Origin of the sequence: Rhizobium sp. WYCCWR10014, from assembly GCF_001657485.1 — a bacterium.
Taxonomy (GTDB): Bacteria; Pseudomonadota; Alphaproteobacteria; order Rhizobiales; family Rhizobiaceae; genus Rhizobium.
Map to the genome: position 1 here is coordinate 397,953 of NZ_LXFU01000037.1, position 24,627 is coordinate 422,579.

The following is a 24,627-nucleotide window of genomic DNA, read 5'->3' on the forward strand; positions in this document are numbered from 1 at the left end:
CCCTCAACCGATCTTGATCTTGGTATCGGACAAAAATGAAAAGGTCGGAATCGCCAGGTTCTCCGGCGCCGGGCCTTTACGGATGCGGCCGGCCGTGTCGTAGACCGAGCCATGGCAGGGACAGAACCAACCATTGTATTCGCCGGCCTGGCCAAGCGGCACACAGCCGAGATGCGTGCAGGTGCCGACCATGACGATCCAGTTTTCCTTGCCCTTGCCGCCCGAACGGTCAACAGCCGTTGCCTGAGCGTCGACAGGAAGGTTTGCATTGCGCGCGATCGGGTCCTTCAGATCAGCAAGCTGGACAGCGTTTGCCGCTTCCACTTCCTCAGGCGTGCGATTGCGGATGAAGATCGGCTTGCCGCGCCACTTGACTGTCAGCGACATGCCGGGCTCGAGGCTGGCAACGTCGACTTCGATGGAGGCGAGAGCAAGCGTCGAAGCGTCAGGACGCATCTGATCGATGAACGGCCAAGCGACCGCGACGGCGCCGACGGCGCCTGCCATACCAGTGGTGAGATAAAGGAAATCACGGCGAGTGGGTTCGCCCGTGCCCTCGCTTGTCGTTTCGTGTTCGCTCACGGCTAACATCCTCTGCGCAATTTTCGCGGAATTCCGCCCTACCCCTCTACCGGCGAATCTCTCTAGACACAATTCGGCCATAGATTCCCCAGCAATCCGGCGCGTTCTATGCTTGATCGCAAATTATGTCCAGCCTTGGCAAGGGGATGAGGGCACAATGTCGCGGGAAATTTCGGATGAATTTTTTAAGGCAAACACGCGCTTGCCATTATGTTGCATTGCAACAAAAATGCCCTCGTGATAGGCGCAGTCCAAGCCATGCCAGTGAGCCGGACCGGAGCGGATGAGAGACACGATTTTTTGCGTATTCAGCGTTCTGACGACGCTCGTTCTCGCCATCGTCTCCCTGCGATACATCACCGATTTCTATCTGCTGTCCTTCTTTTACAGCTTCCAGGTCCATCTGGCGGCAGCCGGCGCGGTGGCTTCGGTCGCTGCCCTTCTCGTCAAGCGGCACTGGTATGGCCTGCTGACCCTCGCGGTATCGGTGGCCCTTGCTGTCCACGGTGTCGTGATGATGCGCGAATTCGTCGAACCATCAGTCGAGGAGAGCCGCCCCGCCCTGTTCAGGCTGATGTCCTTCAATATCGAGAACGATAATTTCGCAAACGGCCCTGACATTGCCGATATGGTCATCGCCTCAGGCGCCGACGTCGTCAACATCCTGGAGGCCGAACCGCTGCTGTCGGAACTGCCGCGGTTGTTGAAGATCTATCCCTATTATATCGGCTGCGGTGTCGGCATGGAGCAATGCGATACGCTGGTGCTGTCGAAGCGTCCGCTGATCGAACCCCGAATCCGCAATCTCGGCCTGCTCTGGCGCAATCGGCTGACGATCTCGACGATCGATTTCGATGGCCAGAAGGTCAATTTCCTCGCCGCGCATCTGACCAAACCTTATTACGACGAGTTCCACGGCCTGGAGGTCTGGGATCTCGCGGAAGTCATCCCTACCCTTTCGGGACCGCTCGTTCTCGCCGGTGATTTCAATACATCGATTCTCGCGCCCGACGTGCAGTATCTCATGCGCACGCAAGGCTTGGGCACGGCATCGCTGGAGCCCGCGACATGGCCGATCCGTGCCGGCGCCTTCGGTATTCCGATCGACCACATCTTTACCCGGGCGCCGCTGCGGCTGAAATCGGTCCGCCGCATCGAGAACGGCTTCGGATCAAATCATTTTGGCCTCATGGCGGAATTCGTCGTCGACCCCTAGGCCCGCATCCTCATCCGTAGCAAGGAAGCCGCCGGACTGGCGCGCCCAAAGTTCGGCATAGAGCCCTCCGTAGCGAAGCAATTCGTCATGGCTGCCTTCCTCGATGATCCGTCCGAGGTCGACGACGATCAGCCGGTCGAGCGCGGCGATCGTCGACAGCCGATGGGCGATCGCAAGCACCGTCTTGCCTTCCATGATCTGATGGAGATTGGACTGGATGGCTTCTTCCACTTCCGAATCGAGCGCCGATGTCGCCTCGTCGAGAACGAGGATCGGGGCGTCCTTCAGCATGACGCGGGCAATGGCGATGCGCTGCCGTTGCCCGCCTGACAGTTTGACGCCGCGTTCGCCGACATGCGCATCGAAACCTTTGCGGCCCTGCTGATCCTGCAGGCGGGCGATGAAATCGATGGCTTCGGCGCGTCTGGCCGCCTCGACCAGCCCCTCCTCGCCGGCATCCGGCCGACCGAACAGAATATTGTCGCGCACCGAACGATGCAGCAGCGAGGTGTCCTGGCTGACGACGCCGATCTGCATTCTGAGGGATTCCTGCGTCACGGCTGATATATCCTGGCCGTCGATGAGAATGCGGCCATCCTGAATATCGTAAAGGCGCAGCAGCAGATTCATCAGGGTCGATTTCCCGGCGCCCGAACGGCCGACGATCCCGACCTTTTCGCCCGGGCGGATGGTCAGGGAGAAATTCTCGACGACCGGCTGGTGGCCCTTGCCGTAACGGAAGGAAACATTGTCGAAGCGGACACCGGGCTGCCGGATCACCAGGGTCTTCGCATCGGCCCGATCGACGAGCCCCAGAGGCTGGGAGATCAGCTCGGCGGCGTTCTGGATGGTGCCGAGATTGCGCATGATGCCGTTGAACTGCGTCATCAGCCGTCCGAGCAAGAAATTCAGCCTGAGCACCAGTGCCAGCGAGAATGCCACGGCACCCGAGCTGACCAGGCCGCGCAGCCAGAGATCGACGCTCAATCCCGCCATCGTCACGATCATCAGGCCGGAAAGCAGCGCCATCGAAGCCCTGACGCCGGTGATGAAACGGGTGAAGCGCAGCACCGTATCCTGATAGATATCGAAGCCCTGCCGCATGTAGCGGTCGCTCTCCTCGTCGCGTGCAAACAGCTTCAGAGTCTGCATGTTGCTGTAGGAGTCGACCATCCTGCCGTTCAGCATTGATCCGGCTTCCGCCGTTTCGCGGGAATGATGGCGGATCCGCGGGACGAAGTGGCGGGCAAGCAGACTGAAGGCGCCAAGCCAGAACAGCACGACGGCCGCAAGGGAAAAGTCCAGCCGGGCGACCAGTACGAGCGTCGTTACGGCATAGATGCCGACGAACCAGACGCTTTCCATCAGCGAGGTGACGAGATCGCCGGTGGCCTGCCCGGCCGACCAGACCTTGGTGACGATGCGTCCCGAAAAATCGCTCTGGAAGAACGACAAGGATTGCCTGGAGACGTGAAGATAGGATTGCCAGCGTGCGAGATTGTAGAAGCCCGGCGTGATCACCTGCTGGTCGACGAGCGCGATCAGGAAGGCGACGACGAAGCGCACCAGCCCGATGAGGGCGAGCATGCCGAACAATTCGCCGCCATGGGCTGCGAGAAGGCCGCTCCAGCCGGCACCCGGCGTGATGCTGCCGAGGATATCGACGAGCCGTCCGACGAACCAGAAGAGCGCTGCCTCGATCGCCGCCGATGTCCCACCGAGAACGAGCATGACGATGAACGGCATCCTCGCCTGGCCGATATAGAACCAGATGAATCCGAGCGTCGAGCGCGGCGGCTGGAGATTGGCGCGTGGGCGGAATGGATCGATCCAGGTTTCGAACCGGCGGAGGATGGAGTGCAGCAACATAGAAGCGATATAGGCGGATTAGCCGGACCGGCAAAGGGAATGAAAAGCGGACAGAATGTTATATTTTGGTAATTATCGGTAACATCGGCGGCATACCCATTGAATGCCCCCGAACCGGTCACAATCTCACGTTACGATCGCGCTTTACCGGAGACCACTTCCATGGAAACGAAAATGCTCGATGCGCATATTCCGCTTCCGCTTGCAGAAAGGCTGGATGCCCTGGCATTCGCCCTGGGGTTGCCGCGCGACGAGATCGTCGCCGAGGCCATTGTCACTTGGATCGATCAGGAGGAGCACCGCCGCCTCGTCGCGCTGCGCACGATCGCCGCCGCCAACACCATGGTCGTCGTCGAAACTCACCGCGTGATCGATTGGGCCGACAGTCTGTGAGCAGAAAAAATGAGCTCAGCATGGTCGTCGGCGGGCGTCAATTGTCGCCAAGAATGCCGATAACATCCCGACGGCCGTGCAGAACGCGCAAGATCGTAACTGCTTTGCTCTCAACGATATAATAGGCGCGAATATCCTCGAAACCTGAAACAGGCCATGATCTAACGCCCGTCAAATGCGAATTGACGAATGCTTTAGGCGTGCCGGAATGAGGATAGTCGAGAAGGCGTCTGAAAGACTGCTCGGTCGCATGCAGGAACCGCAGACCGAACTCCTCTCCGCCATGCTCCGCAAGATAGGCAAGCTGCAACAGAATATCGTTGCGAGCTGCCGGCTTGACTGTAAGCCTCACGGCGACTTCTTTTTGCTCTGCGCGGCTAGCAACTGCGCGGCATCTTTTCTCAGATCGCTCCAGAATGCCGGCGTTGCCTCCACGGCATCACCCGATGCTAGGCCCTCAAGCAGCAAAGCCTCGAGCCGCGCCTCGTTTTCGCGCGCCTGCGCATCACGAACGAGGCCGCGGAAATATTCGCTGACATTGCCATAGCCCTTGCTGGCCATCTGACTTTCGACAAAAGCCTTTAGGCTGTCTGGCAGTGAAATCGTCACGGTCGCCATAGGCGATATCCTTGTTGAGACCAGGAAATGTAGCACAGCTTCTTAATTGTTCTCAACAGTTAAGCAGCCCTCCCCATTTCCGCAGGGAGGGCCGAGCTTTATTCCGCAGCCTCTTCCGCTTCGTCGGCGTGATCGGAGAGGAAGCCGCCGGACTGGCGGTTCCAGAGGTCGGCATAGATACCGCCTGCTTCGATCAGTTCGCTGTGCGAGCCGGCCTCGATGATCCGGCCCTTGTCGAGCACGATCAGCCGGTCCATCTCCGTCAGCGTCGACAGCCGGTGGGCGATGGCGATCACCGTCTTGCCCTCCATCAAGGCGAAGAGGTTTTCCTGGATCGCCGCCTCGACTTCCGAATCGAGCGCCGAGGTCGCCTCGTCGAGCACCAGGATCGGCGCGTCCTTCAGGAAGACGCGGGCGATCGCGACGCGCTGCCGCTGGCCGCCGGAGAGCTTGACGCCGCGTTCGCCGACCTGCGCGTCGAGCCCCGCGCGGCCCTGCATGTCGACGAGGCCTTCGATGAACTCCCAGGCATTGGCGCGTTTGGCGGCCTCGATCACCTCGTCGTCCGTTGCTTCGGGACGACCATAAGCGATGTTGTCGCGGATCGAGCGATGCAACAGCGAGGTGTCCTGCGTCACCACGCCGATCAGCGAACGCAGGCTTTCCTGCGAGACGCCTGATATATCCTGCCCATCGATGGTGATGCGGCCGGCCTCCAGATCGTAAAAGCGCAGCAGCAAGTTCATCAGCGTCGTCTTGCCGGCGCCGGAACGGCCGACCAAACCGACCTTCTCGCCTGCCTTGATGTCGAGCGACAGGTTGTCGATGACGCCCTTGCTCTTGCCGTAATGGAAGCGGATGCGGTCGTAGTGGATCGCGCCCTTCTTCGCCGTCAGGGTGGGTGCGCCCGGCTTGTCGACGATGTCGTGCTGTTTGCTCATCATCTCCATGCCGTCATAGACCGTGCCGATATTCTCGAACAGCGCCGAGACTTCCCACATGATCCATTGCGACATGCCGTTGACGCGCATGGCAAGACCGATGGCGATGGCGATGGCGCCGACCGAGATCGCCCCGTTCAGCCAGAACCAGATCGACAGGCCCGAGATGACGAAGAGCGCAACGCAGTTGTTCACGTAGACGAAGATGTGGAAGAGCGTCACCTTGCGCATCTGCTTGTGCACGGTCTGCAGGAACTCGTCCATGCCCTCCTTGGCATAGACCTCCTCGCGGCCCGCATGCGAAAACAGCTTGACCGTCGCGATATTCGTATAGCTGTCGACCACACGGCCCGTCATCATCGAACGCGCATCCGCCTGCGCCGCCGCGATCTTGCGAAGCCGCGGCACGAAATAGGCGACGATGCTGATATAGACCGCGAGCCAGACGAGGATCGGGATCATCAGCCGCCAGTCCGCCGCCGCAATCACGATGATCATCGTCAGGAAGTAGGTGACGACATAGACGAAGACGTCGAGGATCTTCATCACTGTTTCGCGTACGGCAAGCGAGGTCTGCATCACCTTGGTGGCGACACGCCCGGCAAACTCGTTGGCGAAGAACGACATGCTGTGGCGCAGCAGGAAGCGGTGCATCTGCCAGCGTGCGATCATCGGATAATTGCCGAGCATCATCTGGTGCATGATGAGCGAATCGAGCCCGGCTACCACAGGCAGGCCGATCAACACCAGCGCCGCCATCCAGAAAAGCTTGTGGCCTTCTCTCTCCAGGAATGTGGCGCGATCGGCATTGGTCAGCCAGTCGACGATGTCGCCGAGGAACTGGAAGAGCGCCACTTCGCCGATAGCGATCAGCGCGGTCAGCACGGCCATCAGGCCGAGCCAGGGCGCAGCCGGCTTGCTGTAATGCCAGCAAAAGGCAAACAGACCTTTCGGCGGGGCGACAGGGTCCTCGCTTGGAAAGGGATTGAGTCGCTGTTCGAACCAGCCAAACATGAAATTGCTCCGAAACGTCAGCGTTCCGGCTCCCGGCTTCGCGCCATCCCAGCGCACTGCAAGCACATATGGGAACCGAACGTTCAAGGGGCGAGGCTGAGACAGCCGCACAAGGGATCAAAAAAGGAAATTCAGGGAAGAAACCCGCACTATCGGCGGAAAATCGCACCGCTTGGCATCACGGCCGGGAGGCGCACATACAGCAAAATATTCATTCTGGCGCTCCTTGCTGGCGATTGAAGATATGCACCGATAACGCGAAAACGAGGAATTTTCCAGCCCTGTTGTGCCAAAAATTTCATCTCTTCGGGTCAAAACGCGCCCTGTTGCGCCGAAATCACAGTTACATTAGGCCTTGAGCGGCGAAAGCGGGAAAACGGCGCATCATGACTTCACTCAGATTGGCACTCTATCAGCCGGATATAGCAGGCAATACCGGCACCATCCTGCGTCTTGCCGCCTGCCTTGGCTTCGCAGTCGATCTGATCGAACCCGCCGGCTTCGACATCTCCGACCGCAACCTGAAACGGGCCGGCATGGACTATATCGCCGCCGCCGCCCTCACCCGCCATGTCAACTGGGACCGCTTCGAGGCGTGGCGTCTGAGCACCGGCCGCCGCCTGATCCTCGCCTCGACAAAGGCTGCGGAGCGCTACACCGATCTTGCCTTCCGCCCGGACGATATCCTGCTCTTCGGTCGCGAAAGCGCCGGGGTGCCGGATCAGGTGCATGAAACAGCCGATGCGCGCGTGCTGATCCCGATGGTCAACGGCCAGCGGTCGATCAACGTCGCCGTCTCGGCCGCGATGATCATCGGCGAGGCGATGCGCCAAACCGTCTGGGCCTGACCGACGCCGGCGCTGGCGGAGCAAAGCCCGCGGAATTGCCGATCCGCTCCCGAATATGTCGCAAAATAACGTTGTCTATCCGTCAAACCGGCGTATATTTATTAGCCGGGCAATCAAAAATTCAGTATTGGCCTCCATGATTCCAACACGTTGGAATGGCCATGTGAGGAAAACCGCATTTCTCCAGATCTGTGAAAGAAGAATAAAAACAACAAAATGGACTCTACAATCATCATGATCAACCTGTTCGGCGCCGTGGCTTTGCTGCTGTTCGGCCTCGCACAGGTAAAGGATGGCGTATCCAGAGCCTTTGGCGCCCGCCTGAGAACGGGGCTGGCTACCGGCACGCGCGGCAGTCTTCGTTCCTTCCTGTCAGGCCTCGTTGCAACCGTCGCTCTGCAGAGCTCGACGGCAACGGCGCTGATGACGGCCTCCTTCGTCGAGCGTGATCTGATCAAGCCGCGCATGGCGCAGATCGTTCTGCTCGGCGCCAATGTCGGTACCGCGATCACCGCCTGGATCGTCGCCACCGGCATCGAATGGCTCTCTCCTCTTCTAATTCTTGTTGGCATTGTGCTTTACCGCGGCCGTTCAAGCACCAGCCAGGGCGGCGGCACAGCGCTGATCGGCATCGGGCTGATGCTGCTGTCGCTGCACCTCCTTGGTCTTGCGACAGAGCCGATGCGCGCCTCCCCTGCTCTCGCCGCCTTCATCGGCCTGCTGGACGGCGCCCTGCCCGTGGCAATGATCGTCTCGGCAGCACTTGCCTTCGCATCCTCGTCGAGCCTTGCGGTGGTGGTGCTAATCCTGTCGCTCGCCTCGGCCGGCGTCGTCTCCGCCGAACTCGTCATCGTGCTCGTGCTCGGCGCCAATCTCGGCGGCGCAATACCGCCTGTCGTCGCGACATTGTCCGGCCCGGTTTCGGCCCGGCGCGTCACCCTCGGCAATCTCGCCGTCCGCACGCTCGGCTGCCTTATCGCCTTGCCGCTGGCGGGTTATGGGGCGGAACTCATCCAGATGCTGCCCTTCGGCCCTGCCAAGCTGCCCGTCGACGCGCATCTTGCCTTCAACCTTCTGCTGGCGGCGCTGGCCTGGCCATTCTCCCGGCCGCTCGCCGCCCTGATGGCCCGGCTGGTGCCGGATCAGGCCGAGCCTGACAGCGCCCCGAAATATCTGGATGCGCAGGAGCTTTCGACGCCGGTCGTTGCCCTCGCCAGCGCCACCCGCGAAGTGCTCGGCGTCGGCGACCTCATCGAGCGCATGCTGATCCGGGTGTCCGAAGCTTTCGAACGTAACGACGCATCGAAACTTGCCGAGATATCCGCCCTCGAAGAGCGTGTCGACCGGCTGCAGCAGGCGGTGAAGGTCTATCTCTCAAAGCTCGGCCGAGAGGGTCTCAGCGACGAGAACGCCCGCCGCTCGATCGTCGTCATCGATTATGCGATCAACCTCGAACATATGGGCGACATTATCGAGAAAGGCTTGCTGGAGCAGGTGGCGAAGAAGGTCTCCCTCGGCCTGAAATTTTCCGAGGACGGTCATCAGGAGTTGCGGAAGCTGTTCGACCTGACGATCGACAATCTGCGCGTCGCCCAGACGATCTTCGTCACCCGTGACTTCAATCTCGCGCGCCAGATGATGGAGGTAAAGGTCGAGGTGCGGCGGATGGAAAAACAGTCTGCCGAGCGCCACCTCGAACGCCTGCGTGACGGCCGCGCCGATAGCCTGCAGACGAGTTCGCTGCATCTCGACATGCTGCGCGACCTGAAGCGCCTCAACGCCCACATCGTCTCGGTGGCGCATCCGATCATGGATGAAAACGGCCTGCTGATCGAAAGCCGCGTGCGTGCCACTGCGAAGTGACGGTCAGTCGGCCGAAGGCAGTCGGCGCATGGTGAATTCGATCTGGTCGCCGTCGAGCTGGCGCCAGCTTTCCACCTCGGTCCAGTAGGCGGCTTTCGGATATTCGTCGAACCATTCGCGCGCCTTGGCGCGTGCGTCCATGAGGCCGAGGCAATATGTCTCACGCACGAAATGGTCTTTCCTGCTCGGGGGATTTTCCGCCCGATGTCTCGCTATCCTGCGCTTCAGGCCGTCAAAGGACGGAGGCCCTGGAACTTTCTTCATCAAACCTACCTCCTCGGAAAAGGTAATATCGAAATTCTTGATTTGCGAGTCGAATCTTGGAAGTGCTCGGCGGTGCTTGGCCACGCTTGGCGAGATGCAGCACCAACTGCTAATCATGGCGTGCAATGAAGAATGAGCGAGTCGCCTCCGAAGGAGATGCCGACCGTCGGAGGCGTAAATGGAAAGACCGGAACTGCCGATCGGCTTGCCTGACGATATCGAAGAGAAGAAGGCTGCCGCCCGCAATTGGTTCGAGGGATTGCGCGATACGATCTGCGCCTCCTTCGAGGCCATCGAGGATGAGTTGGAAGGACCGCTTTCCGACCAGGAGCCCGGCCGCTTCGTCGCCAAGGACTGGTCACGCGAAAACGGCGCCGGCGGCGGTGGCCGGATGTCGATGATGGAAGGCCGCGTCTTCGAAAAAGTCGGCGTCCATACCTCCACTGTCTACGGCGAATTCGCCCCGGATTTCCGCGCCCAGATACCCGGCGCCAAGGACGATCCGCGTTTCTGGGCCTCGGGTATCTCGCTGATCGCCCATCCCGTGAACCCAAACGTTCCGGCCGTGCACATGAACACTCGCATGGTCGTCACCACCAGCCGCTGGTTCGGCGGCGGGGCCGACCTGACGCCGGTGCTGTCGCGCCGCCGTACGCAGGAGGACGAAGACAGCCAGCTCTTCCACAAGGCCATGGAGATCGCCTGCCGTAATCATGCCGTCGCCGATTACCATGCGTACAAAGCCTGGTGCGACGAATATTTCTTCCTGAAACACCGCAACGAGGCCCGCGGCATCGGCGGCATCTTCTACGACTGGCTGCATTCAAGCGAGGAAGCCGGCGGCTGGGACGCCGATTTCGCCTTCACGCGTGATGTCGGCCGGGCTTTCGCCATGGTCTATCCAAAAATCGTCCGCTCCAACTTCAATAAATTGTGGACAGAGGCCGATCGCGACGAACAATTGATCCGCCGGGGCCGCTACGTCGAATTCAATCTGCTGTATGATCGCGGCACGATATTCGGCCTGAAGACCGGCGGCAACGTTGAATCCATTCTCTCTTCGTTGCCCCCCGTCGTCCGCTGGCCATGAAACTGTGATATCTCATCGATAAATTCGAGGTGATAGACCTTCACGAAAACTCAGTGCGTCCTAACTTTATATGTATGTGCGTAACAATCGGAGGAGGATTGTCATGACGATACAAAGTGGCTCGCCAGCGTCTACGGATGTCCAGGAAACATCCCGCACGATCGACACATCCGAGTTTCTGACGCGCATTGCCGAGAAACTGCGGACCAAGAGCGGCTCGGATCTGCCGCTGTCCTGCTTCATCGAGCAGGTCAAGCTGCAACTGGCCGGCGGAAAGTCACCGGAACAGCTGCAGAACGAAGCAGCGGCCGCCAACAGCAACATGCCCGAGCACCTTTCGGATACTTACAAAGCCTGGGCGATGCCCGACTGATACTGCTTTCGCCGGCTGGCATGTCGATGCCGGCCGGAACCTTCTCTCCTCCCGCACATTCATCAGTCGCGTGAAAGCGCGATTGTCGTTGTGTTCAGGATAGAGGAAAAGACCATGCGACTTTTCGAATGTGGCACACTCGTTCCCGGCTGCGCCTGGCATACCAGGGCAGATAATGACGCCGAGGTCGTCCGCCGGGCCGTCGAGCACCTGAAAGACGCTCACGGCGAAACCACGATCCGCGAGAACATGGTGGATAATATCAAGGCTCGCATCCGCGACGAGGCGAACGCAGCCTGATTATTGCAGGCGTTCCTGCAGCCGGGCGAGCAGCGCCGCCCGGTCGGAAACGAAGTTTTCCTCCACCCACTGGTTTTCCAGGCCGGCAAGCAGCTCGCCGACGCGCGGGCCGGACGCAATTCCTGCCGAAATCACGTCGCCGCCATTCAGCGGAAACTGTGGCTTTTTCCAATGCATTGCCCTGTCCAGCAGCTTGTTAAGCCGCGCCGACCGCGCCATTTCGTCGAAATCGCTTTCAGCCTTGCCGCGCGCAACCGCAAGCGCCAGCTTTAGCCGTGTTGTGATGCCGTCGGGGCCGTTGCGGTAAAGCAGCCGTTCGAAGGCCGCCGACGACATCTCGTCATTAACGGGCGCTGCCATGGTCCAGGCCTTGAGAGTGGCCGCTTCCGCATTCGAGAGCTTGAGCCGGGCTGCGAGCGCCTCCATGCGCGCCGCATCGGGCGGCACGATCGCCGCAAGACGCAGCAGCGGATCGGGCGTCCAGCCGAGCGCCTTTTCGGTGCTGATCAGCGACGGGATCGCATCGATCCCCCATCGTTCCGATTCCGGCAGGATTTCCGTCAGCACTGCCACCTGCCGCATCCAGAGCAGCGCCCGGCCAGGATCGTCGGCGCCAAGCAGCTTTCGCAGTTCGGACCAGACGCGTTCTGCCGAAAGCGTCGTCAGTTTCGAACGCGCCGCGGAACACGCCTTCAACCCCTCGGCATCCGGCCGCCCGGAACCGTAATAGGCAAAGAAGCGGAAGAAGCGCAGGATACGCAAATGATCCTCGGCAATACGCGTTGCGGCATCGCCGATGAAGCGGATGTTGCGCGTCTCAATGTCGGCAAGTCCACCAACGAGATCCACCACCTCGCCCTTTGCATCGGCGTAAAGCGCGTTGATCGTCAAATCCCGCCGTTCGGCATCTGCCTTCCAGTCGGTGCTGAAGGCAACCTTGGCATGGCGTCCGTCGGTCTCGACGTCGGTGCGAAGGGTCGTCACCTCGAAGGGCTTGCCGTCGATGACGAGCGTTACCGTGCCGTGCTCGAGGCCGGTTGGGACTGCCTTTATGCCGGCCGCCGCCGCCCGCTCCATCACCGCCTCCGGTCTGAGTGTCGTGGCTATGTCGACATCATTGACGGGCAGGCCCATCAGGCTGTTGCGCACCGCTCCGCCAACCACTCGCCCTTCCCCGCCATCGGCGTTGATAAGCGCTAAGATCCGGCCAAGCGCCGGGTGGCGGAACCATGCTTGGTCGGCGATGCCGGTCATGCATAAAGCCTTTCATAAAGCGTGCGGACGATGCCGGCGGTGATGCCCCAGATCATTCTGGTTTCATAGGGCACGCGGTAGAAATGCCGGTCGACGCCGTCGATGACACGTCTGTCGCGGGTGTGATTGGCAGGGTCCATCAGGAAGGAAAGCGGCACCTCGAACACGTCGTCCACCTCGGTCGGGTTCAGTGTCAGCGCAAAGCCCGGCGAGACGACACCGAGCACCGGCGTAATGCGGAAGCCCGTCGAGGCAAGGTAATTCGGCAGCCGCCCGACGGTTTCGACGAAGGAACCGGCCAGGCCAATCTCCTCCTCCGTCTCGCGGATCGCCGCCATTTCGGGCGAGATATCGGCGGGATCGATCGAGCCGCCGGGAAAGGCGATCTGCCCGGAATGTTTGCGCAACGTCGCCGTGCGCTTGGTGAAGATCACATGGGCTTCCTCGCCGTCGTCGACGACGGGCACGAGCACGGCGGCGTCGCGCAGCTTGAAGGTCTCGACCTCGGCGACGATATCGGGATTGAGGATGTGGTCGCCGTGATCGCGCCAGGCATGATCGACCGGGCCACCATTCTGGTTGAGCGCGCGGCGGCGGAATTCGGCTGCGGAAAACAGCGGATAACGTTGGGTAATCGCATCATTCATCGGGAAAGCGCATCCAGTTCATCGGCCGGCATCATCGCAAAGACCTTTCCGGCCGAGCGGACGGCGAACATCGCCTGTCCCTCGACCTCGATCGTCTCGCCGAGCGCCACCAGTTCATACATCACCGCACGCGACACCAGCGCCTCCAGCCGCCCGCGCACATGCAGATAGGGTTTCAATTCGGCATTCTCGCCCGCAATGGCAAAGCGCAGCCGATGCTCTCCTCCCGCCTCCACGACATCGCCGACATTGGTGCGGAAGGTCAGCACCTGTTGGCCCTGCCCCTCCGTCACGCTCATCTCCACGGCGATGAAAGGCGCGTCGACGACCCTTATACCGACCTTTTCCACAGGAGTTACGAGATAGGTCTTCTGGTCGTCGTCTTTTCTTAAAACCGTCGAAAACAGCCGCACCAGCGCCGGTCGACCGATCGGCGTACCCATGTAGAACCAGGTGCCGTCGGCACGGATTTCCATGTCGATATCGCCGCAGAAAGGCGGATTCCACCGTTCGACCGGCGGTAATCCTCGTTTTTTACCGGCATTCTCCTGAGACGCGCGCGAAATCAGTGCGGCAAGTCCCGCCGCATCCGCCTGTCCGCTGATTTCCTCGGCTGCCATTCTTCCGTCCCGGTTTGTCCTTAACGAAGTAAAGTCACGAGATAGTCATTCGCAACGAACTTGTCAGCCCGTCACATCTCCATAACTCTATCGGGTATGAGGCACATGTATAAGTCCGCCGATTCGCTGCCGAATGATTTCAGCCGTTGGAGATACGCATGGGTATGATGAAGACCGAAGCCAGCCTCGATGAAAAGGCGATCGTCGCCGCCGCCGAAAAGGCGCTCTCCGATATCGCCGCCATCCGCGGGGAAGTCTCGAAAGTGATCTTCGGTCAGGAAAGCGTCGTCGAGAACACCATTCTCGCTGTACTGTCAGGTGGTCATGCCTTGCTCGTTGGCGTTCCGGGTCTTGCCAAGACCAGACTGGTGACCACGCTCGGCGAGGTGCTCGGCCTTGCCGCCAACCGCATCCAGTTCACGCCGGATCTGATGCCCTCCGATATTCTCGGCTCCGAGGTGATGGACCAGGACGACAGTGGACGCCGCTCTTTCCGTTTCGTCAAGGGCCCGGTCTTCGCCCAGCTCCTGATGGCCGACGAGATCAACCGCGCCTCGCCGCGTACCCAGTCGGCCCTTCTGCAATCCATGCAGGAATATCACATCACGATCGCCGGCCAGCGTTATGACCTGCCGGCGCCCTTCCATGTGCTCGCCACGCAGAACCCGCTCGAGCAGGAAGGCACCTATCCTCTGCCCGAAGCCCAGCTCGACCGCTTCCTGCTGCAGGTCGACGTCAACTACCCTGAACTCGCCGCCGAGCGCCAGATCCTGCTCGAGACGACGGGCCTGGGCGAAACCCGGCCGGAAGCCGTCATCGATGCGCAGCGGCTGATCGAGATCCAGACCCTGGTGCGCCAGATGCCGGTGAGCGATACCGTCGTCGATGCCATCCTGGCGCTGGTGCGTTCCGCCCGTCCCGGACAGGGCAATGCCTCGACCGACAAGAATGTCGCCTGGGGCCCCGGCCCTCGCGCCGGCCAGGCGATGATGCTCTGTGCGCGTGCCCGCGCGCTCTACGAAGGCCGTCTCGCCCCGTCTCTGGACGATATCTTCGCGCTCGCCGAACCCATTCTTCAGCACCGCATGGCGCTGACTTTCGCCGCCCGCGCCGAAGGCATGTCGGTGCGTGACGTCATCGCCGGACTGGTCAAGCAGGCAAAGGGATAAGGAAGCCGGACGCGTGGCATCTATCGGACAGATCGTCAATCCGACACCCGGCAGCGATGCCCTTTCCCGCGCCAGGCAGCGGGCCGCTTTAGTGCCGGACTGCCTGGTGGAAGCCAAGCGCATCGCCAACACCGTGATCGCCGGCTGGCATGGACGCCGCAAGCGCGGCATCGGCGAGAATTTCTGGCAGTTCCGTCCCTATTCCGAGGGCGAGAGCCTGTCGCGCATCGATTGGCGCCGTTCCGCCCGGGACGATCACACCTACGTGCGCGAGCGCGAATGGGAGGCCGCGCACACGATCTGGCTCTGGTGCGACATGTCGCCCTCGATGATGTACAAGTCGAGCTATGGCAGCGTCTCCAAGGAAAGCCGCGCGCTGGTCATCATGCTGGCGCTTGCCGAAATCCTCGCCCGCTCCGGCGAGCGCATCGGCTGCCCCGGCATCATGGAACCCGCCTCCGCCCGCAACGCCGCCGAACGCCTCGCAGCCGCTCTCATGCACACGCCGCTGACCGGCGGCCTGCCGGAAACGGCGATGATCCGCGGCTGGAGCGACCTCGTCCTTATCGGCGATTTCCTCGACGATGCGCCGGCAATCATGGAACGGCTCGGCCCGCTTGCCCGCCGTGGCCTGCGCGGCCACGTGGTCGAGATATCAGATCCCGCCGAAGAGATATTCCCCTATAGCGGCCGCACCGAATTCACCGATCCGGAGAGCGGCGCCAAGCTTATCTCCGGCCGCGCCGAACATATCCGCGAGGCCTATCGCAACGCCTACCTCGCTCGCAGGGACAGCCTCGGCCAATCGCTGCGCCATCTCGGCTGGACCTTCGCAACCCACCGCACCGATCATCTTGCTTCGGAGGCGCTGGTCGCGGTGCACATGTATCTGTCAGGCATGCCGGCCAAGGCTACGCATGGAGGGCAGCTATGAACGCCCTTCCCTTCGCTTTCGCCTATCCCGCCATTCTCGGCGCGCTCCTTGCCTTGCCGGTCATCTGGTGGCTGCTGCGGCTGACGCCGCCACGCCCGAAGACCGAAGTCTTCCCGCCGCTGAAGATCCTTGCCTCCGTGCTGAAACGCGAGGAGACGCCGGCGCAAAGCCCATGGTGGCTGACGCTGCTGCGCATGCTGCTCGCCGCCGCCATCATTCTTGCGATCGCCGATCCGGTTTTTAATCCGCGCACCAGTTCGCTCGCATCAGGTGGCCCGCTCGTGCTCTTCGTCGACAACAGCTGGGCAGCGGCACCCGACTGGGAGCGCCGCATCCAGACCGCCGACGCGTTGATAGATGACGCCGAATCCGCCGGCACGCCTGTGTCGATCGCCTTTACCGCCGACCCGACCAACGACGCCGTGCCCGGCACCGCTGCTGCCGCCCGCGACAAGCTGCGCGCCGCCGAGCCGCGACCGCTGGTGCCGGACCGCGAACGCGCCTTCCAGGCGCTGCGCGCCGCCCTGAACGGTATCAAGCCCGGTACCCTCGCCTTCCTGACTGACGGCGCCGCCGCCAAGCCCGACGACGCGACGGTGCGAAGGCTCGCCGAACTCCAGCCCGCCGATCTCCGCCTGATCGAGGGCGATGCCACAAGGACGGTCGCGATCACCGCGGCCAACAATGCGGCAGATGCCATGACCGTCAAGGTTACGCGGCTCAACAGTTCGCAGGCAGCATCGGTAGCGCTGAACACCGTCGATACCCAGGGCCGCTCGATCGCCAATGGCAGGGTGGATTTCCGCCCCGGCCAGAGCGTCGCGACGAGTTCGATCACCGCCCCCTTCGAGATGCGCAACGATTTCGCGCGCGTCAGCGTCGACAACGGCGCGACGGCAGGCGCCGTCCACCTTCTCGACGACGCATTCAAGCGCCGCCGCGTCGTCTTGCTGTCAGGTGAAGGAGGGGATGAGTTCCAGCCGCTGCTCTCGCCGCTCTATTATATCCAGCGGGCGCTGCAACCCTATGCGGATCTGATCCAACCCGCCGATTCCGATCTTTCGGTCGCAATACCAAAACTTCTAGCCAGCAATCCCTCGATCATCATCATGGCCGATATCGGCCGGCTGCCGGAGGAGACCTACGAGCCTCTGACGCGCTGGATATCGAATGGCGGCATGCTCCTGCGTTTTGCCGGCCCGCGCATGGCGGCAGCCCCTGCGGACGATCCGCTGATCCCTGTCATCCTGCGTCAGGGAGAACGGGCACTGGGCGGCACTTTGTCCTGGAGCGAGCCCCAGTCGCTTGCCGAATTTCCGAGTTTCGGGCCTTTCGCCGGCATAGCGCGTCCCGCCGATATCGTCGTCAAGCGGCAGGTGCTTGCCGAACCGACACCCGATCTTGCCGAACGCACCTGGGCGAGCCTGGCCGACGGCACGCCACTCGTCACGATGAAGCAGATCGCATCCGGCCAGATCGTCCTGTTTCACGTCACCGCGGAAGCGACCTGGTCCGATCTGCCGATCTCCGGCACTTTCGTCGACATGCTGCGCCACCTCCTGCAGATATCGCGCTCGGGCGGCGTGACATCCGAGGCGCGCGGCAATGCGCGTGTCTCCGAAACCCTGCCGCCATTCCGCATGCTGACGGCCAAAGGCACGCTCGTCTCCGAGACGGGATCGGCGCGGCCGCTCATTCCACAGGCCGGAGTCGAACCGACGGCGAATTTCGACAACCCTCCCGGACTCTACGGTTCGGAGGATGGTTTCACCTCCCTGAACGTGCTGCCCGAGAACGCCGAACTGAAGCCGATCGACACAACAGGGACCAATGCCGTGCGCGAAGGCCTGATCGGCGGCGAAAGCTGGTCGGCAAAACCCGCCCTCTTTCTTGCAGCCTTCCTGCTGCTCTTGGCCGATAGCCTGATCGTCCTCTTCATGAATGGCGCATTCTCGCGATTGCGCCCGGCTGTCCGCACCGCCGCGATGATCGCGGTCGCCGTCTGCGCCGGCTTTCTCATCCAACCCGGCACCCTTCACGCCGACGACTCCCAGCCCGGCGACGACCTCATCCTGCAGAGACTTGATAACACCCACCTCGCCTATGTCGTCACCGGCGAACAGGACGTGGACAATATATCCGAGCGCGGCCTCGAGGGACTGACCCAGTTCCTCACTTTTCGCACGACGCTGGAGCCGGCGCCGCCCGTCGGCATCGACCTCACCAAGGACGAGCTCTCTTTCTATCCGATCATCTACTGGCCGGTTTCGGCAACCGCGCCGATGCCGTCGACCGCGGCGATCAGCCGTATCGACGCCTATATGCGCAATGGCGGCACCGTGCTTTTCGATACGCGCGATCAGATCAGCGCATTGGACAATGGCGGCAATGTCAGCGCCAATGGTGAGAGGCTGCAGGCAATCCTCGCCAATCTCGACATCCCGGCGCTCGAGCCGGTACCATCAGATCACGTGCTGACGAAATCCTTCTATCTCCTGTCGAGCTTTCCCGGTCGTTATGCCGGCAGCCCTCTCTGGATCGAGGCCCGGCAGGGCGGTCAGGGGCCGAGCGAAAAATCGGCGGCGACCGCCGACGGCGTTTCGCCGATCCTGATCACCGGCAATGATTTCGCCGGCGCCTGGGCGATCGACGAAAATGGCGTACCGATATTGCCGACCGTGCCGTCGGATGAAACGCAGCGCGAATATGCCTACCGTTCCGGCGTCAACATCATGATGTATATGCTGACCGGCAACTACAAGACCGACCAGGTCCATGTTCCCGACCTCCTCGAACGGTTAGGACAATGAGATGACATTCGACTTTTCGCCCTTCCTGCCCTGGTCGGTTCTGGCTGCATTGGCTGTCGTCAGCGCTGTTATCGCCGCCTTCGCCATCTGGCGCGGCATTCGCGGCGCCTGGATCAGAACGCTGGCGGCACTCGCCATGCTGACCGCCCTTGCCAATCCGGTGCTGCTGCAGGAAGATCGGGATCAGTTGTCGACGATCGTCCCGGTTCTTGTCGATCGAAGCCAGAGCCAGCAGACGCCCGATCGCGTCAAGATGACCGACGATGCGCTTGCGGCCTTGAAGGGACAGCTCGCCCGCTTTCCCCAGATAGAGCCCCGCTTCGTCGATGTCGAAGGCGACGTCAATTCCGACGTGCCGTCCACGCGCCTGTTCGACGCGCTGTCGGCCAACATTGCCGATGTCCCGCCTGCCCGTATCGGCGGCGCCATCATGCTGACCGACGGTGAAGTCCATGATGTTCCGGGCGCCAATCAGGCGCTCGGTTTCGACGCGCCGATCCATGGCCTTGTCACCGGCAAGGCCAACGAATTCGATCGCCGCATCGAAGTCATCAAGGGACCGCGCTTCGGTATCGTCAACGAAGAGCAGCAGGTAATCTTGCGCGTCTTCGACGACGGCCCGAGCCCCGGCGGCACGGCCGATGTCACGGTGAAGCTGAATGGTGACGAGATCGCCACCCTGCAGGCGACGCCCGGGCAGGATACGCCCTTCTCCTTCAAGGTGCCGGGTGGCGGCAGCAATGTGCTCGAATTCTCGGTCGCAGCACTTCCCGGCGAAGTCACCACTGCCAACAACCGCGCCGTCCATGTCATCGACGGCATCCGCCAGAATCTCCGCGTCCTGCTTGTCTCCGGCGAGCCGCATGCCGGCGAGCGCGCCTGGCGCAACCTGCTGAAATCAGATGCCTCGGTCGATCTCGTCCACTTCACCATCCTGCGTCCGCCGGAAAAGCAGGACGGCACGCCGATCAACGAGCTGTCGCTGATCGCCTTCCCGACGCGCGAGCTCTTCGTCGACAAGATCAAGGATTTCGACCTGATCATCTTTGATCGCTACCAGCACCGCGGCGTGCTGCCGCTGCTCTATTACGATTACATCGCGCAATATGTCGACAACGGCGGAGCGCTGCTGATCGCCGCCGGTCCCGAGCATGCCGGCCCCGATTCCATTGCGCTGACGCCGCTTTCCTCGGTCCTGCCCGCAACGCCCACCGGAGAGATGATCGAGAAGGCCTTCTATCCTCGCCTTTCCGAGGAAGGCCGCAAACATCCCGTCACGCGCGGCCTTGATGGTTCGGGCGAGGACCCGCCGCATTGGGGCCGCTGGTTCCGCAGCGTCGATGTCGACCGGCCGCAGGGCGAGACGATCATGCTCGGCGCCGACAACCACCCGCTGCTGGTGCTGAACCGCGCCGGCCAGGGCCGCGTCGCCATGCTGCTTTCCGATCAGGGCTGGCTCTGGGCCCGCGGCTTCGAAGGCGGCGGTCCGAACGTTTCGCTCTATCGCCGTATCGCCCATTGGCTGATGAAGGAGCCGGCGCTCGAGGAAGAAGCGCTGACGGCGCGCGCCTCCGGCCGGACCCTTGAGGTCACGCGCCAGACGATCGGCGACAATCCCGGCAATGCCACCGTGCGTTATCCCTCCGGCAAGACCGAAACCCTGCCGCTCACCCAGTCCGAACCGGGGCTCTACAAGGCCGAGAAGAGGATGGACGAAATCGGTCTCTTCGAAATCCGCAACGGCAGGCTGTCGACGCTTGTCCATATCGGCGCCGTCGACGCACCGGAATTCAAGGCGATGATCTCGACGACCGATGTACTGCAGCCGGTCGCCGACAGAAGCAAGGGTCTCGTCGCCCGCGTCTCCAATGCAAATGGCGCGATCTCCGTGCCGCCGATCCTGCCGGTGCGCGGCCAGGTCCGCGTCTCTGACAACGATCGCATGATGATCCGCATGACCAACGAGACGGTCTTGAAGGGCATCAACACGCTGCCGCTCTTTGCCGGTTTCGCCGGCGTCGGCATCCTGCTGCTCGCCTTCGGCGCCATGTGGTGGCGCGAAGGGCGCTGATCTCATGCCCGAATTCGAGCTCACCGCCTCGCCCTCGCCGGAGGAACTGGCAGTGATCACCGATGCGCTCTCGGCCTTCAACAACGCCGATGTCGGCCCATCGGATCGCCGGCCGCTCGCGGTCCTCATCCGCGATACCGACGGCAAGGTGACGGGCGGTCTTTCAGGCTTCACCGCCTGGGGCTGGCTGTTCACCCAGATGCTCTATATTCCCGATACGTTGCGCGGCACGGGTATCGCCGGCAATATCCTCGCAAAGGCGGAAGAAGAGGCGAGAGCCAGGGGGTGCGGCGGCGCCTGGATCGACACGTTCAGCCCGGAAGCCCTGCGCGTCTACTGCGTCAGGGTTATGAAATTTTCGGAGAACTTAAGGATTTCCCGGAGGGCCGCACGCGCAGCTTCCTCCGGAAAGGTCTCTAGCGAATTGAGAGTTAGAGCACTGTGCGTCCGGAAGGACGCACAGTGCTCTAAATCATTCGCGCCAGGCGATCGTGCCCTTCAGCCGCGTGTGCACGCCCTCGGCGATCGGAACAACGAGCACACGGCCGGGATCGACCGGGCCTGGAAAAGACAGCGCGTTATAGGCGACCTTCTCGAAGCCGAGCGGGCCGTAATAGGGTGGATCGCCGACGAGGATGACGGCTTCCGAGCCCTTGCGTCTTGCCGCCTCCACCGCAATCCGCACCAGTTCCCGGCCGATGCCCTTGTTCTTGTGAGAGGGGCGGACGGCGAGCGGGCCGAGCAGATGGCCCTTCACCGTGCCGGCCAGCACCGGCGTCATGCGCACGGAGGCGATCGTCTCACCGTTATCGGTGCAGATGAAGGAAAGCGACAGATCATGAGGCCCCTGCTCACGGATGCGCGCGGCAGCGCGCGTGAAGCGGCCCGGACCGAAGGCTTCTTCGTTGATGTGTTCGATGGCGGCGTCATGAGACGCGTCTTCAGTGAGGTAGACGAGATCGTGCTTGTACATGATGACAGAAACCGGATGGACAGATTGATGGGTCTCGAACACGCCTTGGGCGTTCGGGAGCATCAGCGTCGTCGCGGGTTTCTGGAAATGAACATCAGGCAGGGGTCCGAAAATCGTGAACAGGCCGATAGCAGGAAAAATTTCCGCCGTCCAACGCAAAATGCGCGACGTGACGCACTGTTCAATCTTTGCCGCCTGTAAAGCCCTGCCATCTGCGATATCTTCCGTTCCAACACGCAATCAAGGGAATGAAGATCATGGGAATGCTGGTGGACGGCGTCTGGCATGACGCCTGGTACGACACGAAGGAGAGCAAGGGCCATTTCAAGCGGCAGCCCTCACAGTTTCGCAACTGGGTGACATCGGACGGTGGGGCCGGCCCTTCCGGCAGCGGCGGCTTCAAGGCCGAGGCTGGGCGTTACCATCTTTATGTCTCGCTCGCCTGCCCCTGGGCGCATCGCACGCTGATCTTCCGCAAGCTGAAGAAGCTCGAAGAGCTGATCTCGGTCTCCGTCGTCGATCCGCTGATGGTCGAGAACGGCTGGGAATTTAAGGTCGGCGACGGCGCCACCGGCGATCACCTCTTCGGAGCGTCCGCGCTTTGGCAGATTTATGTCAGGGACGATCCGCACTATTCCGGCCGCGTCACCGTTCCCGTGCTCTGGGACAAGAAGACCGGCACGATCGTCAGCAACGAATCCGCCGAGATCATCCGCATGTTCAACAGTGCCTTCGACGGGCTGACCGGCTCGACAGCTGATTTCTATCCCGAGGACCTTCGCGCCGACATCGATGCACTGAACGCCACCATCTACGACACAGTCAACAACGGCGTCTACAAAGCGGGCTTTGCCACCACCCAGGAAGCCTATGAGGAAAATGTCGGCAAGCTGTTCGAAACACTCGACACGCTCGACGAACGCCTCGGCAAGGGCCGCTACCTCTTCGGCAACAGATTGACCGAGGCCGACTGGCGCCTGTTCACCACGCTGGTGCGCTTCGACCCCGTCTATGTCGGCCATTTCAAGTGCAACATCCGCCGCATCGCCGATTACCGCAACCTGCCTAGCTATCTGCGCGACCTCTACCAGACGGCAGGCGTGGCCGAGACGGTGAACCTCAACCACATCAAGCAGCATTACTACCGCAGCCACAAGACGATCAATCCGACCGGCATCGTCCCCGTCGGTCCGGCGCTCGATCTCGACAGCCCGCATGGCCGCGCCAGGCTAAATGCCGCCTGATACTTCTTACCAGCGGTGATCGGGCTCCCGCTCGCCCCGAAGCTCGGCGAGGCGGCGATGCGTCGCCTTGGTCGTGCCCTCGGGCAGGCTGTCGAGGAAAAAGAAGCCGCTGTCGGATATCTCCCAGTCCGGCGGCCGCGGCGCCGTCTGCTCGACGGTCGCCCGGTAGAAGACGACATGGTCGCGCCTTGTGGTCGTGGTATTGAAATAGACCTGGAACAGCTGCGGCTTGCCGATGATCCTGAGGTTGCCCTCCTCGCGCAATTCCTTGACGAGCGCTTCCTCGACTGTCTCGTTGCGCTCCAGCCCGCCGCCCGGCATATGCCAGCCGCCGATATAGCTGTGGCGCACGAGAAAGATGCGCCCCTCTGCATCGAAACAGGCGGCCCGCACGCCCACAGTCATGCTGCGGACGAAACTGAAATAGACATGCAGCAGGCGCAACGCCAGCCTCGTGTAGAGGGGCCTGTTCTCTTTATCCACCATCGCTCCGTTTCAGCTCTTCATCGCGCCGGATGTGTTTGATTTGTCAATAAGCTGGTCTATGTCTCGTAGCATGTTCAAGCTCGCGCATATCTCCGACGTCCACCTCGGGCCGTTGCCCAGTCTTTCCATTCAAGAGCTGTTTTCTAAACGCATAACAGGCTTTGTGAACTGGCATCGAAATCGACGCAAGCACCTTTTCGGCAGCACGTTGGATCTGCTGCTCGACGATATTCGCGCCCATCAGGCCGATCACGTGGCCGTCACCGGCGACCTCGTCAATCTGGCGAGCGGTATTGAGATTCGCGCCGCCGCTGCATGGCTGCGCGCGCTCGGCGATCCCGCAGACACGTCGGTCGTTCCCGGCAATCATGACGCCTATGTGCCAGGCGCCTATGAGAAGACGATGCGCGCCTGGTACGATTACGTCCGCGGCGATCTCGCTCCGCCGCAATGGCAGGACGACCGCCATATCTTCCCCTATCTGCGCGTCCGCGGCAAAGTCGCGATTGTCGGCTGTTCGACCGCGGTCGCCACTCCGCCCTTCGCCGCCTCTGGCTTTTTCGGCGCGCGACAGGCCCGCGATACTGTCAACATACTGCGTGCGGCTGGCGAAGCCGGTCTCTTCCGGGTGGTCATGATCCATCACCCGCCGATCCGCGGCGCCACGGCCTTCTACAAACGGATGATCGGCATCCGCCGCTTCGCTGCCGTGATTTCGACGGGCGGCGCCGAACTCGTGCTGCACGGCCATACGCACCTGAACACGCTGCATTGGCTGCGCGGCCAGATGCAGCCAGTGCCGGTCGTCGGCATCGCCTCTGCCTCGCAGGGACCGGGCAGCATCAAGCCGCCCGCCGCCTACAACCTCTTCTCCATCGATGGCTCTCCCGGCGCCTGGGAGCTCAGCGGCGAGCGCTTCAGCCTCAACAGGGCCGGCGACGCGGTGATGCCGGAAAGCGCCGATATTTTCGCGCCTTAGCGCTGGTTCCTAGCTCTTTTTGTGCGGCACTTGAATCGATCTGCGAGGACATCAGTCCACCGTCGCAAC

General features: G+C 61.8%; 24 protein-coding genes and 1 pseudogene. 14 read left to right on the top strand and 11 right to left on the bottom strand.

The window, feature by feature from the left end; all coding sequences use genetic code 11:
• Positions 1-3: 3 nt before the first annotated feature.
• A complete protein-coding gene (petA, locus tag A6U98_RS18780) occupies positions 4-582 on the bottom strand; it encodes a ubiquinol-cytochrome c reductase iron-sulfur subunit (RefSeq protein ID WP_064652280.1) in 579 nt (192 codons plus the stop codon).
• A 283-nt stretch (positions 583-865) separates the two neighbouring features.
• Between petA and A6U98_RS18785 the strand changes: the two genes are divergently transcribed.
• Positions 866-1,798 carry an endonuclease/exonuclease/phosphatase family protein gene (locus A6U98_RS18785; RefSeq protein ID WP_064651951.1) on the top strand — a complete coding sequence of 311 codons (933 nt, stop codon included), beginning with the start codon at positions 866-868 and terminating at the stop codon, positions 1,796-1,798.
• Here A6U98_RS18785 and A6U98_RS18790 read toward each other — a convergent pair.
• On the bottom strand, positions 1,754-3,667 hold the full coding sequence (locus tag A6U98_RS18790) for an ABC transporter ATP-binding protein (RefSeq protein ID WP_064651952.1): 1,914 nt from the start codon (positions 3,665-3,667) through the stop codon (positions 1,754-1,756). The genes A6U98_RS18785 and A6U98_RS18790 overlap by 45 nt on opposite strands.
• Positions 3,668-3,829: 162 nt before the next feature.
• Here A6U98_RS18790 and A6U98_RS18795 point away from each other — a divergent pair, with 162 nt between their 5' ends.
• Positions 3,830-4,060: a ribbon-helix-helix protein, CopG family gene (locus tag A6U98_RS18795; RefSeq protein WP_064651953.1), complete on the top strand. Its 231-nt coding sequence runs from the start codon at positions 3,830-3,832 to the stop codon at positions 4,058-4,060.
• Between the two features lie 37 nt (positions 4,061-4,097).
• Here the strand turns inward: A6U98_RS18795 and A6U98_RS36000 are convergent, their stop codons facing one another.
• The 3 genes from A6U98_RS36000 to A6U98_RS18810 form a co-directional block, all read right to left on the bottom strand.
• Positions 4,098-4,412, bottom strand: coding sequence for a type II toxin-antitoxin system RelE/ParE family toxin (locus A6U98_RS36000; protein ID WP_082933933.1), 315 nt, complete (start codon positions 4,410-4,412; stop codon positions 4,098-4,100).
• Positions 4,409-4,678: a ribbon-helix-helix domain-containing protein gene (locus A6U98_RS18805; protein ID WP_003541771.1), complete on the bottom strand. Its 270-nt coding sequence runs from the start codon at positions 4,676-4,678 to the stop codon at positions 4,409-4,411. The genes A6U98_RS36000 and A6U98_RS18805 overlap by 4 nt, the downstream gene beginning before the upstream one ends.
• Positions 4,679-4,776: 98 nt before the next feature.
• On the bottom strand, positions 4,777-6,633 hold the full coding sequence (locus A6U98_RS18810; protein WP_064651954.1) for an ABC transporter ATP-binding protein: 1,857 nt from the start codon (positions 6,631-6,633) through the stop codon (positions 4,777-4,779).
• Positions 6,634-7,019: 386 nt separating this feature from the next.
• On the opposite strand from A6U98_RS18810, the gene A6U98_RS18815 reads away from it, so the two are divergent.
• Together A6U98_RS18815 and A6U98_RS18820 are read left to right on the top strand one after the other, a co-directional pair.
• Positions 7,020-7,481: a tRNA (cytidine(34)-2'-O)-methyltransferase gene (locus tag A6U98_RS18815; protein WP_064651955.1), complete on the top strand. Its 462-nt coding sequence runs from the start codon at positions 7,020-7,022 to the stop codon at positions 7,479-7,481.
• Between the two features lie 216 nt (positions 7,482-7,697).
• Entirely contained in the window at positions 7,698-9,344 is a 1,647-nt protein-coding gene (locus A6U98_RS18820) for a Na/Pi cotransporter family protein (protein WP_064651956.1), read from the top strand.
• 3 nt (positions 9,345-9,347) lie between these two features.
• Here the strand turns inward: A6U98_RS18820 and A6U98_RS18825 are convergent, their stop codons facing one another.
• Positions 9,348-9,608 (bottom strand): hypothetical protein, encoded by a 261-nt coding sequence (locus tag A6U98_RS18825; protein ID WP_018243054.1) that lies wholly within the window; start codon positions 9,606-9,608, stop codon positions 9,348-9,350.
• 178 nt (positions 9,609-9,786) lie between these two features.
• On the opposite strand from A6U98_RS18825, the gene hemF reads away from it, so the two are divergent.
• The 3 genes from hemF to A6U98_RS18840 all read left to right on the top strand — a co-directional run bounded on the left by hemF (position 9,787) and on the right by A6U98_RS18840 (position 11,371).
• Positions 9,787-10,698, top strand: coding sequence for an oxygen-dependent coproporphyrinogen oxidase (gene hemF / locus A6U98_RS18830; RefSeq protein ID WP_064651957.1), 912 nt, complete (start codon positions 9,787-9,789; stop codon positions 10,696-10,698).
• 103 nt (positions 10,699-10,801) lie between these two features.
• Complete coding sequence (locus A6U98_RS18835) at positions 10,802-11,071, top strand: hypothetical protein (RefSeq protein WP_003561356.1); 270 nt, start codon at positions 10,802-10,804, stop codon at positions 11,069-11,071.
• A gap of 114 nt (positions 11,072-11,185) precedes the next feature.
• Entirely contained in the window at positions 11,186-11,371 is a 186-nt protein-coding gene (locus A6U98_RS18840) for a DUF1059 domain-containing protein (protein WP_027683567.1), read from the top strand.
• Here A6U98_RS18840 and A6U98_RS18845 read toward each other — a convergent pair whose 3' ends face one another.
• Genes A6U98_RS18845 through A6U98_RS18855 form a run of 3 tightly spaced genes read right to left on the bottom strand, consistent with a single transcriptional unit; the run spans position 11,372 to position 13,892 of the window.
• Entirely contained in the window at positions 11,372-12,625 is a 1,254-nt protein-coding gene (locus tag A6U98_RS18845) for a CCA tRNA nucleotidyltransferase (RefSeq protein ID WP_064651958.1), read from the bottom strand.
• Positions 12,622-13,272, bottom strand: a complete 651-nt coding sequence (locus tag A6U98_RS18850) for a CoA pyrophosphatase (RefSeq protein WP_064651959.1) — start codon at positions 13,270-13,272, stop codon at positions 12,622-12,624. The genes A6U98_RS18845 and A6U98_RS18850 overlap by 4 nt, the downstream gene beginning before the upstream one ends.
• The gene (locus A6U98_RS18855; protein WP_064651960.1) at positions 13,269-13,892 is read right to left on the bottom strand and encodes a DUF1285 domain-containing protein; all 624 of its coding nucleotides are present in this window, start codon (positions 13,890-13,892) and stop codon (positions 13,269-13,271) included. The genes A6U98_RS18850 and A6U98_RS18855 overlap by 4 nt, the downstream gene beginning before the upstream one ends.
• A gap of 158 nt (positions 13,893-14,050) precedes the next feature.
• Here A6U98_RS18855 and A6U98_RS18860 point away from each other — a divergent pair, with 158 nt between their 5' ends.
• The 5 genes and pseudogenes from A6U98_RS18860 to A6U98_RS36005 all read left to right on the top strand — a co-directional run bounded on the left by A6U98_RS18860 (position 14,051) and on the right by A6U98_RS36005 (position 21,296).
• Positions 14,051-15,061 carry a MoxR family ATPase gene (locus A6U98_RS18860; RefSeq protein ID WP_003541786.1) on the top strand — a complete coding sequence of 337 codons (1,011 nt, stop codon included), beginning with the start codon at positions 14,051-14,053 and terminating at the stop codon, positions 15,059-15,061.
• A gap of 13 nt (positions 15,062-15,074) precedes the next feature.
• Positions 15,075-15,995, top strand: coding sequence for a DUF58 domain-containing protein (locus A6U98_RS18865; protein WP_064651961.1), 921 nt, complete (start codon positions 15,075-15,077; stop codon positions 15,993-15,995).
• Positions 15,992-18,805 (top strand): DUF4159 domain-containing protein, encoded by a 2,814-nt coding sequence (locus A6U98_RS18870; RefSeq protein ID WP_064651962.1) that lies wholly within the window; start codon positions 15,992-15,994, stop codon positions 18,803-18,805. Before A6U98_RS18865 ends, A6U98_RS18870 begins: the two co-directional genes overlap by 4 nt.
• Before the next feature lies 1 nt (position 18,806).
• The gene (locus A6U98_RS18875) at positions 18,807-20,876 is read left to right on the top strand and encodes a hypothetical protein (protein WP_064651963.1); all 2,070 of its coding nucleotides are present in this window, start codon (positions 18,807-18,809) and stop codon (positions 20,874-20,876) included.
• Between the two features lie 4 nt (positions 20,877-20,880).
• A pseudogene (locus A6U98_RS36005) lies at positions 20,881-21,296 on the top strand (GNAT family N-acetyltransferase).
• A 52-nt stretch (positions 21,297-21,348) separates the two neighbouring features.
• Here A6U98_RS36005 and A6U98_RS18880 read toward each other — a convergent pair.
• A complete protein-coding gene (locus A6U98_RS18880) occupies positions 21,349-21,912 on the bottom strand; it encodes an N-acetyltransferase (RefSeq protein WP_082933942.1) in 564 nt (187 codons plus the stop codon).
• Positions 21,913-22,106: 194 nt separating this feature from the next.
• Between A6U98_RS18880 and A6U98_RS18885 the strand changes: the two genes are divergently transcribed.
• Positions 22,107-23,093, top strand: coding sequence for a glutathione S-transferase family protein (locus tag A6U98_RS18885; RefSeq protein ID WP_156667861.1), 987 nt, complete (start codon positions 22,107-22,109; stop codon positions 23,091-23,093).
• A gap of 6 nt (positions 23,094-23,099) precedes the next feature.
• Here A6U98_RS18885 and A6U98_RS18890 read toward each other — a convergent pair whose 3' ends face one another.
• Positions 23,100-23,579 (bottom strand): NUDIX domain-containing protein, encoded by a 480-nt coding sequence (locus A6U98_RS18890; protein WP_064651965.1) that lies wholly within the window; start codon positions 23,577-23,579, stop codon positions 23,100-23,102.
• Between the two features lie 70 nt (positions 23,580-23,649).
• Between A6U98_RS18890 and A6U98_RS18895 the strand changes: the two genes are divergently transcribed.
• Positions 23,650-24,558, top strand: coding sequence for a metallophosphoesterase (locus A6U98_RS18895; protein WP_064651966.1), 909 nt, complete (start codon positions 23,650-23,652; stop codon positions 24,556-24,558).
• The last annotated feature ends 69 nt before the right edge of the window (positions 24,559-24,627 follow it).